We start from the raw sequence: 8,079 nt of genomic DNA on the forward strand, positions 1-8,079 counted from the left end.
GGGTCACTTCGGGCTCGGGTTTCCAATAGTAGGAAGTCCTAGTAAATTGGGGGGATGAGCGGCAGCGACCTGTACCGTCCCGCGAACCCGGTCCGGTTCGTCACGGCATCCAGCTTGTTCGACGGCCACGACGCCTCGATCAACATCATGCGCCGGATCCTGCAGTCCCAGGGCGCGGAGGTGGTCCACCTCGGCCACAACCGCTCCGTCGACGAGGTGGCCACGGCCGCGATCGCCGAGGACGTCCAGGGCGTCGCCATCTCCGCCTACCAGGGCGGGCACGTCGAGTACTTCAGCTACCTCGTCGAGCTGCTGAACGAGCGCGGCGCGGGGCACATCAAGGTGTTCGGCGGCGGTGGCGGCGTCATCGTGCGCGAGGAGATCGACCTGCTGCATTCGCGCGGCGTGGCGCGGATCTTCTCGCCCGAAGACGGCTACGAGATGGGCCTGCCGGGCATGATCAACATGATGATCAAGGAGTGCGACAGCGACCTGTCCGCGCAGCCGCCCGCCTCGGTCGACAAGCTGCTGTCCGGCGACGTGCAGGCGCTTGCCCGGGTGATCACCCAGCTGCAGCGCGAAAACCTGCCCGCCGAATGGCTGTCGGCGATCAACGAGGCCGCCGGGCAGAAGCACGTGCCGGTCCTCGGCATCACCGGCACCGGCGGGTCCGGCAAGTCCTCGCTGACCGACGAGCTGATCCGCCGTTTCCGGCTCGATCAGGAAGACAAGCTGCGCATCGCGGTGCTCGCGGTGGACCCGTCGCGGCGCAAGGGCGGCGGCGCGCTGCTCGGCGACCGGATCCGGATGAACTGCCTCGACGGTTCGCCGGTGTACTTCCGTTCGCTGGCCACTCGTACCACCAGCGGCGAGATTCCCGCCGGACTGAGCGAGTCGATTCTTGCTTGCAAGGCGGCCGGATTCGACCTGGTGATCGTGGAGACGCCGGGTATCGGCCAGGGCGACGCGGGCATCGTCGACTACGTGGACGAGTCGCTGTACGTGATGACGCCGGAGTTCGGCGCCGCGTCGCAGCTGGAGAAGATCGACATGCTCGACTTCGCCGACGTGGTCGCGATCAACAAGTTCGAGCGGCGCGGCGCCGAGGACGCGCGTCGCGACGTCGCGCGCCAGATGGTGCGCAACCGCGAGGCGTTCGGGTCCGCGCCCGAGGAAATGCCGGTGTACGGCACGAGCGCGGCGAAGTTCAACGACGACGGCGTGACCGCGCTGTACCAGCACCTGCGCGACATGCTCGCCGACCGCGGGCTGTCGGTGTCGGCCGGTACGCTGCCGGCGGTGTCGGGCAAGGTCTCCACCGACGCCAGCACGATCATCCCGGGCAACCGGGCGCGCTACCTCGCCGACATCTCCGAAACCGTGCGCGGGTATCACGAGAAGACCGAGAAGCAGGTCGCCGCGGTACGCAAGTACGAGCACCTCGCCGAGGCCAAGGCCGCGCTGTCCGAAGTGGACGCGAACACCGACGCGCTGGACGGCCTCATCGCCGCCGCGGAGTCCGATGTGGACGGCGAGTCGACAAAGCTCCTCGAACGGTTCCAGGCGCTCGCCGCGGAGTACCGGCAGGACGAGCTGGTGGTGAAGATCCGGGACAAGGAGCTGCACACCCAGCTGTGGCGGGAAACCCTGTCCGGCAACCGGATCCCGCGCGTCGCGCTGCCGCGCTACACCGAGTCCGGCGAGCTGCTTTCCTTCCTGCGCCGGGAAAACCTGCCCGGCTACTTCCCGTACACCGCGGGCGTGTTCCCGTTCAAGCGCGAGGGCGAGGACCCGGCGCGGATGTTCGCCGGCGAGGGCGACGCGTTCCGCACGAACCGCCGGTTCAAGCTGCTGTCGGCCGATTCCGAGGCCAAGCGGCTGTCGACGGCGTTCGACTCGGTCACGCTGTACGGCCACGACCCGGACACCCGCCCGGACATCTACGGCAAGGTCGGCACCTCCGGCGTCTCCATCGCGACGCTGGACGACATGAAGGCGCTCTACGACGGCTTCGACCTGACCGCGCCCAACACCTCGGTGTCGATGACGATCAACGGCCCCGCGCCGACGATCCTCGCGTTCTTCCTCAACACCGCGATCGACCAGAAGTTCGCCGCGTTCCGTGAGGAGCACGGCCGCGAACCGTCCGAGGCCGAGGCCGCGCAACTGCGCGAGTGGGCGCTGAAGAACGTGCGCGGCACCGTGCAGGCGGACATCCTCAAGGAAGACCAGGGTCAGAACACCTGCATCTTCTCCACCGAGTTCAGCCTCCGGATGATGGCCGACATCCAGGAGTGGTTCATCCAGCACGGGGTGCGCAACTTCTACTCGGTGTCGATTTCCGGCTACCACATCGCTGAGGCCGGGGCGAACCCGATCTCGCAGCTGGCTTTCACGCTCGCCAACGGGTTCACCTACGTGGAGTCGTACCTGGCGCGCGGCATGGACATCGACGATTTCGCGCCGAACCTGTCGTTCTTCTTCTCCAACGGGATGGACGCGGAGTACTCGGTGCTCGGCCGGGTCGCGCGGCGGATCTGGGCCGTGGCGATGCGCGAGCGGTACGGCGCGAACGACCGGTCGCAGAAGCTCAAGTACCACGTGCAGACCTCGGGCCGCTCGCTGCACGCGCAGGAGATGAGCTTCAACGACATCCGCACGACGCTGCAGGCGCTGTGCGCGCTGTACGACAACGCGAACTCCTTGCACACCAACGCGTTCGACGAGGCGATCACCACGCCTTCGGAGTCCTCGGTGCGGCGTGCGATGGCCATCCAGATGATCATCAACAAGGAGTGGGGCCTGTCGAAGAACGAGAACCCGCTGCAGGGTTCGTTCGTGATCGACGAGCTGACCGACCTGGTCGAGGAGGCCGTGCTCACCGAGTTCGACCGGATCTCCGAACGCGGCGGCGTGCTCGGCGCGATGGAGACCGGCTACCAGCGCGGCCGGATCCAGGACGAATCGCTGCTGTACGAACGCAAGAAGCACGACGGTTCGCTGCCGATCATCGGCGTCAACACCTTCCGCAACCCGAAGGCGGGAGAGGACGACGTCGAGGTGGAATTGGCCCGCGCGACCGAGGACGAGAAGCAGTCGCAGCTGCGCAGGCTCGCCGATTTCCAGCAGGGGCACCGCGAGGAGGCCCAGCAGGCGCTCAAGGCGCTGCGCGACGCGGCCACCCGCGGCGGCAACCTGTTCGACGTGCTCATGGATGCCGCGCGGGTGTGCTCGCTCGGTCAGATCACCGAGGCGTTCTTCGAGGTCGGCGGCCAGTACCGGCGCAACGTCTGATCCGTCAGGCCCGGGTGGCGGCCAGCCGCCATACCGGGGCGAGGACCCGGCCCTGCTCGTCGACGTCCAGCGAGTCGAGCGCGGCCGGGTCCGGCGGTTCGCCCTCCGAGAGGGCGGCGACGGCGGCGATCAAGCCCTCGCGGCTCATCGCGGTGGTGTAGACGGATGGTTCGAGCGCGGTGATCGTCCAGCCGTTGCCGACCGTTTCGCGCAGATTCTGCTCGGTGATCCGGTACGGGATCGGGAAGTTCTCCGGTACCGCGTCGGAGAAGCAGAAGATGTTCAGCTGTGCGCCGGGCTTGGTCGCGCGCACGAGCGCAGCCACGTACGCGTGCCGCTGTTCCTCGTCGAGACAGTGGTAGAGCGCGCTGTCGAGGACCGCGTCGAAACGGCCTTCGTATCCTTCGAGCCGGGTTGCGTCGGCCTGGGCGAAAGTGAGGTCCAGGCCGCGTTTCGCGGCGGTTTCGCGGGCGCGCGCGAGTGCGGTCGGCGCGCCGTCGAGACCGGTCACGCGGTGTCCGCGAGACGCGAGAAACATCGCGTTTTCGCCGAGGCCGCAACCGATGTCGAGCACTTCGCCGTGGAATCCGCCGTCCGCCTCGAGCGCGACCACCGAGGGCTGCGGGCCCTCGATGTCCCACGGGATCTTCTCCCCGATCGGGGTCTTGCCTTGGTACATGTCCTCGAAGTCGACGTCCGTCACGTCCATCCGGAGCCTCCGTATTCAACGGGTGATGATTTAACGCTAGCGGACGAGGCCGGTGATCTGTCAACAGCCCGCGGGAATACTTGCCCGTTCCCCGGAGTAGAAGGAGGCATGGATTTCGGCATTTCGACGTTCGTGACCGACGAAGGCATCCGGCCCGACGTGCTCGGCGAGGCGGCGGAGGAGCGCGGTTTCGCGTCCCTTTTCCTCGCGGAGCACTCGCACATCCCGACGAGCCGCGAAACGCCGTACCCCAGCGGGGGCGAGCTGCCGCGGGTCTACTACCGCACGCTTGACCCGTTCGTGGCGCTTACGGCCGCCGCGGTGAACACCTCGAACCTGGTGCTGGGCACCGGTGTCGCGCTGCTGATCCAGCGCGACATCATCCACACCGCGAAAGAGGTGGCCTCGCTCGACCTGATCTCGCGCGGACGGTTCGCTTTCGGTGTCGGGGCGGGCTGGAACCGGGAGGAAATGGTCAACCACGGCACCGATCCGAAGACCCGGGGCGCGTTGCTGAACGAGCAGATCGCCGCGTTGAAGGCGATCTGGACGCAGGAGGAGGCCGAGTTCCACGGCAAGCACATCGACTTCGACCCGATCTTCGCGTGGCCGAAGCCGGTGCGGACGCCGCATCCGCCGATCCTGGTCGGCGGCTCGAGCGACGCGGCGCTGAAGCGGCTGATCGAGCACGGCGACGGCTGGATCCCGAACCCCGCGGTGTCGCCGGACGGCGTGCGGCGCGTGCGCCAGCAGCTGGCTGAGGCGGGGCGCGGGGACATGCCGTCGCAACTCTTCGGCGGACCGGCCGACGCGGACGCGATCAAGCAGTACGCCGACGCCGGGCTGGACCACTACGGGTTCATGCTGCCGACGCTGCCGGAGGCGGAAACGCTGGCGCTGCTGGACGAATACGCTCGCCTCGCCGCCGCTTTCCGGGCTGAGTAGCGTTCCGTGAAGGGTCCCTTGATTCCCTCATGGGGCCCTTCACGGAGTTCTCAGCGGGGGAGGCCGAGCACGCGTTCGGCGGCGGCGGACAGCAGGACTTGCGTGGTGCCGCCCGCGATGGACAGGCAGCGGGTGAGCAGGAACTCTTGCGCCGCTGGGGTTTCCGCGACCAGTTCTGGTGCGAGGTCGAGGGCGAATTCGGCGGTTTCCTGTCGATGCCGTACGCCGAGCAGCTTCGCCACCGACGATTCCGCGCCCGGTCCGAGGCCGTCGAGCCGTCGCAGTGTCGCCCGCAGGTCGAGCACTGAACACGCGCTGCCTTGTCCGATCAACGCGCCGAGCCGGTCGCGGTCCACGTCCGAAGGGGCCGATTCCAGCAAAGCCTCGACGTTCTCGCCCACCGCCGAGCCGCGGCCGAGCGCGACACGTTCGTTCGCCAGCGTCGTGCGCGCCAGTTTCCAGCCCGCGCCGGGTTCGCCGACGACATCGGCGTCGGGAACGAAGACGTCGTCCAGGAAAACCTCGTTGAACACGCTCCGTCCGGTGATCTCGCGCAGCGGCCGCGTCGTGATTCCGGCGGCGCGCATGTCGACCAGGAAGTACGTGATTCCTTTGTGCTTCGGCACATCCGGGTCGGTGCGCGCGAGGCAGATCGCCCAATCCGCCTCGTGCGCGAGCGACGTCCACACCTTCTGCCCGGTCAGCAGCCAGCCGCCGTCGGTCCGGCGCGCCACGGTGCGCAGCGACGCTAGATCCGAGCCGGCGCCGGGTTCGGAGAACAGCTGACACCACGTCACCTCGCCGCGCAGCGTCGGCTTGGCGAAGCGTTCGCGCTGGTCGTCGGTGCCGTGCGCGAGAATCGTCGGCACTGCCCAGCCGCCGATCACCATGTCCGGCCGACGGACGTCGGCTGCCGTCAGCGCGGTGTCGATCCGCAGTTGCGTCGCCGCGTCCGCGCCCATGCCGTACGGCTGGGGCCAGTGCGGAGCCAGCAACCCCGAGTCCGCGAGTGCGGCGCGCCGATTTTCCTCTGGCAGCGCAGCGATTTCCGCGACCAGCCGGGTCACCTCGGCGTCCTCGCCGACGTTCACCCCGAGCGTCCGCCGCTTCCCGGCCAACGCGAGGTCCGCGGCCCGCTTCCGCCACCGTTGCGAACCGCCGAGCCACTGTCGCAACGCCAACGCGCGACGCAGGTACAGGTGCGCCTCGTGCTCCCAGGTGAACCCGATCCCGCCGAGTACCTGAATGCAGTCCTTCGCGTTCTCGACGGCAGCGTCCAAGGCCACGGCCGCCGCGCTCGCGACGGCCAGCGGATCGCCGACCGACGACGCCGCGTCCCAGGCCAGAGCCTCGGCAGCTTCGGTGCGGCACAGCATCTCCGCGCAGAGGTGTTTCACTGCCTGGAAAGCGCCGATCACCTGGCCGAACTGCTCCCGGACCTTGGCGTATTCGACGGCCGTCGTGAGGCACCAGCGCGCGACGCCCGCCGCCTCCGCGACCGCGAGCGTCGCGGCGAGATCGCGAACGTCCGGCAGATCGAGAACCTCGCCCGGCACGTCGGCCTTGACGCGGCCCAGCGATCGCGAAAAGTCAAAGGGAGCCAACGGTTCCACTGCCGCGCCCGGCGGGATCAGCACGTACCGCTCGCCTCGCGGCACGAGCAACCACGACTCGGCATCCGCGCCGGGAATGGTCGCCTCGTCCAGCTGCACCGCGACCTGTGCGGTCCCGTCGGCGATCTCGGCGGCGAGTTCCTTCGCATGCTCGGCGAGCAGGAGCCCGGCCAGCGCGGTGCTCAGCAAGGGCCCCGGCACCAGCGCTTCCGCCGCGGCGGCGAGCCCGGCCGCGAGATCCGCGACGGTCCCGTCCGCGCCGTTCACCGACGCGGGCAGCGCGATGCCGGTGAGGCCGAGCGCGGCGAACCCGTCCGGCAGACCGGCGCCAGTGGTTTCGGCCGCGCGCACAGCGGCGACCGGATCGTGTGCCGCCGCCCAGGCCTGCACGGCGGCAGCGAGCGCGGTTTGTTCCTCGGTGAGCGCGACCGGCATCGGTCTCCTCCTCGCGGGGTACGGAGCTACTGGCGAGTGTAGAACGTGTTACAGTTTTTCCGCCAGGCGGTCGAGAGTTGAACCTTTCTCCAGGGCAGGTACGCTTAGCCGGAAACTGGAACGAGTTCCGCAAAGACAGAGGGGAATGCGATGCCGGGGAAGGCGAAGACGCCGGCGGCGAAAACGCGGGCGAACGGCCTCGGCGCGATGGGCGAGGAACTGGGCTCCGCGGCCCAGCGGGACCGCCGCCGCCGCATCATCGACGCGACGCTCTCGCTGGCCTCCAAGGGCGGCTACGACGCGGTGCAAATGCGCGCGGTCGCCGAGAAGGCCGACGTCGCGCTGGGCACGCTGTACCGGTATTTCCCGTCGAAGATTCACCTGCTCGTGTCGGGTCTGGCGCAGCAGTTCGAAGCCGCGCACGAGAAGATCCAGCGCAGCGCGATCCCCGGCGAAACCCCCGCCGAGCGGCTGATGTTCGTCCTGGGCCGCAACACCCGCCTGATGCAGCGCGATCCGCACCTCACCGAGGCGATGGTGCGCGCGTTCATGTTCGCCGACACGTCCGCGGCCGCCGAGGTCGAACTGGTCGGCCGCTTGATGGAGGACATGTTCGCGAGCGCGATGGGCATCGACGACCCGACCGAAGCGGACCGCGACATCTTCCACGTGGTGGCTGATGTTTGGATGGCGAACCTGGTCGCGTGGGTGACCCGCCGCGCCTCCGCCGCTGATGTCGCGAGCCGCCTGGAACTCTCCGTCCACCTGCTCCTGGACAAGTAGCCGTACGTGAGGGGAACCCTGAGGGAATCAGATTCCCTCAGGGTTCCCCTCACTTACCTTCCGGCTCCCGTCCGCCCAGAGGCGCTGCCGCCGGTGCGCCCCATGCCACATTGGGTGCGTCAGACGCACCGAACGCCACATTGGGTGCGTCGCATGCACCCAATGCCACATTGGGGGCGCTAGCCCCCGTCCTCGCCAACCGCCGCCGGTGCACCCAACGATCGAGGCACCCAGCCCCTCCCCCGCACCCCGATATGAAGCGTCCCTGCGGTCTGGGGGTGCTTGTCAAGGCATCTTTCC

Annotated in this window: 5 protein-coding genes; 3 read left to right on the top strand and 2 right to left on the bottom strand. The window is 68.6% G+C overall.

The features are described from left to right. The first annotated feature begins 54 nt into the window (after nucleotides 1-54). Complete coding sequence (icmF, locus tag ACWDNU_RS36960; RefSeq protein ID WP_449672275.1) at nucleotides 55-3,294, top strand: fused isobutyryl-CoA mutase/GTPase IcmF; 3,240 nt, start codon at nucleotides 55-57, stop codon at nucleotides 3,292-3,294. A 4-nt stretch (nucleotides 3,295-3,298) separates the two neighbouring features. On the opposite strand, the gene ACWDNU_RS36965 is transcribed toward icmF, so the two are convergent. After that, on the bottom strand, nucleotides 3,299-4,003 hold the full coding sequence (locus ACWDNU_RS36965; RefSeq protein WP_449672276.1) for a class I SAM-dependent methyltransferase: 705 nt from the start codon (nucleotides 4,001-4,003) through the stop codon (nucleotides 3,299-3,301). Nucleotides 4,004-4,111: 108 nt separating this feature from the next. On the opposite strand from ACWDNU_RS36965, the gene ACWDNU_RS36970 reads away from it, so the two are divergent. Further along, nucleotides 4,112-4,948, top strand: a complete 837-nt coding sequence (locus ACWDNU_RS36970) for an LLM class F420-dependent oxidoreductase (protein WP_370938984.1) — start codon at nucleotides 4,112-4,114, stop codon at nucleotides 4,946-4,948. A gap of 50 nt (nucleotides 4,949-4,998) precedes the next feature. Here ACWDNU_RS36970 and ACWDNU_RS36975 read toward each other — a convergent pair whose 3' ends face one another. Beyond that, entirely contained in the window at nucleotides 4,999-6,996 is a 1,998-nt protein-coding gene (locus ACWDNU_RS36975; protein ID WP_449672277.1) for an acyl-CoA dehydrogenase family protein, read from the bottom strand. Nucleotides 6,997-7,146: 150 nt separating this feature from the next. Here ACWDNU_RS36975 and kstR point away from each other — a divergent pair, with 150 nt between their 5' ends. Next, nucleotides 7,147-7,779, top strand: a complete 633-nt coding sequence (gene kstR / locus ACWDNU_RS36980; RefSeq protein WP_037809922.1) for a cholesterol catabolism transcriptional regulator KstR — start codon at nucleotides 7,147-7,149, stop codon at nucleotides 7,777-7,779. Nucleotides 7,780-8,079 lie beyond the last annotated feature (300 nt).

Source organism: Amycolatopsis sp. NPDC003676, from assembly GCF_053587275.1.

Excerpts from the sequence above, each read along its gene's own strand:
- ACWDNU_RS36975 (WP_449672277.1), bottom strand. The coding sequence starts at position 6,996 with ATGCCGGTCGCGCTCACCGAGGAACAAACCGCGCTCGCTGCCGCCGTG.
- ACWDNU_RS36970 (WP_370938984.1), top strand. The coding sequence starts at position 4,112 with ATGGATTTCGGCATTTCGACGTTCGTGACCGACGAAGGCATCCGGCCC.
- ACWDNU_RS36965 (WP_449672276.1), bottom strand. The coding sequence starts at position 4,003 with ATGGACGTGACGGACGTCGACTTCGAGGACATGTACCAAGGCAAGACC.
- icmF (WP_449672275.1), top strand. The coding sequence starts at position 55 with ATGAGCGGCAGCGACCTGTACCGTCCCGCGAACCCGGTCCGGTTCGTC.
- kstR (WP_037809922.1), top strand. The coding sequence starts at position 7,147 with ATGCCGGGGAAGGCGAAGACGCCGGCGGCGAAAACGCGGGCGAACGGC.